Source organism: Salinicola sp., from assembly GCF_982684285.1.
The window spans coordinates 1-1,325 of record NZ_CEXLVS010000473.1 but is presented as its reverse complement, the minus strand read 5'-3'; the positions used below and the strand labels follow the sequence as shown (position 1 = coordinate 1,325).

Sequence of the window (1,325 nt, the reverse complement as noted above, 5' to 3'; positions counted from 1 at the left end):
CATGAAGCTGCTCAAACGACAGGAGAAGCGCTCATGACCGCTCCCAAGCGCTGGGTCTCACTCACCGTCAAGATCGTCCTGCTGACGCTACTGCTGCTGTGGACGCTGGTGCCGATCGTGTGGATGGTGCTCTCCTCGTTCAAGCCGAACAGTGTCATCACGGCCAATACGCCACGGGTCTTCTTCACGCCCACCCTGGAGCACTACGCCTCGCTGTTCAGCGGCGGTAACAGCCTCTGGCCTTACCTGATGAACAGCTTGTTGATCGCCGGGGTCTCGACGCTGATCGCCGTGGTGCTCGGCTGCATGGCAGGCTTCGGGCTGTCGCGGATCCGGATCAAGGGCAAGCAGCACCTGGCGTTCTGGATCATCAGCACTCGCATGGCGCCGATCGCGGCGGTGATCGTGCCGCTGTACCTGCTGTTCCGCTATCTCTACCTGCTGGATACCCACGTCGGCCTGATCGTCGCCTATCTGAGCTTCAACCTGCCCTTCGCCATCTGGCTGATGACCGCCTTCTTCGACGACCTGCCGCCCGACCTGGAAGAGGCGGCGATGATCGACGGTGCCACCAAGTTCCAGGCGTTCCGCTACGTGGTGCTGCCGCTGATGACCCCCGGGCTGGTGACCACCGCCATCCTGTGCTTCATCTTCGCCTGGAACGATTACGCCTTCGCCCAGACCTTCTCCGGGCCCAGCACCCAGACCATCCCCATCGCCGCGGCACAGCTGTTGACCCAGACCGGTATCGACTGGGGCAAGCTGCTGGCGATCGGCACCATCGTGGTCTGCCCGATGGCGATCGCCGGGCTGCTGGTCAAGCGCTGGCTGGTCCAGGGGCTGACCATGGGCGCCGTGAAATGACACGCCGGCAGGCGATTCCACACTGCAGCAGAGGGAGGAGACCAGCATGAACGTGATGTCGCAGTTCGACCTGAGCGGCAAGATCGCCGTGGTCACCGGTGGCAACGGCGGTCTCGGCGAGGCGTTCGCCCACGCCCTGGCCGAGGCTGGCGCGACGGTCGCCATCGCCGCCCGCGGCCACGCCCGCAGCCTCGAGGTGGTCAAGGCCCTGGAGGATGCCGGGCACCGCGCCATGGCGGTGGAGGTCGACATTACCCAACCCGAGGCGGCGGACGCCCTGCTCGACGAGGTCGAAGCCGGCCTTGGCCCGGTCGATATCTTCCTCAACAACGCCGGCGCCTGCCAGCATGCGCCGGCACTGGAGGTCACCCCCGAACGCTGGCGCGACATCTTCGACATCAACGTTCACGGGCTGTGGTACTGCGCCCAGGCCGCCGGCCGGCGGATGCAGTCGCGCGGCG

The 1,325-nt window shown here is 65.8% G+C and carries 2 protein-coding genes; both read left to right on the top strand.

The features are described from left to right. Positions 1-33 precede the first annotated feature (33 nt). The gene (locus AC3AYF_RS21215) at positions 34-864 is read left to right on the top strand and encodes a carbohydrate ABC transporter permease (protein WP_110693433.1); all 831 of its coding nucleotides are present in this window, start codon (positions 34-36) and stop codon (positions 862-864) included. Between the two features lie 46 nt (positions 865-910). Continuing rightward, positions 911-1,325, top strand: a 415-nt coding sequence (locus AC3AYF_RS21210; RefSeq protein WP_487780448.1) for an SDR family NAD(P)-dependent oxidoreductase, incomplete at its 3' end; no start/stop codon positions are given.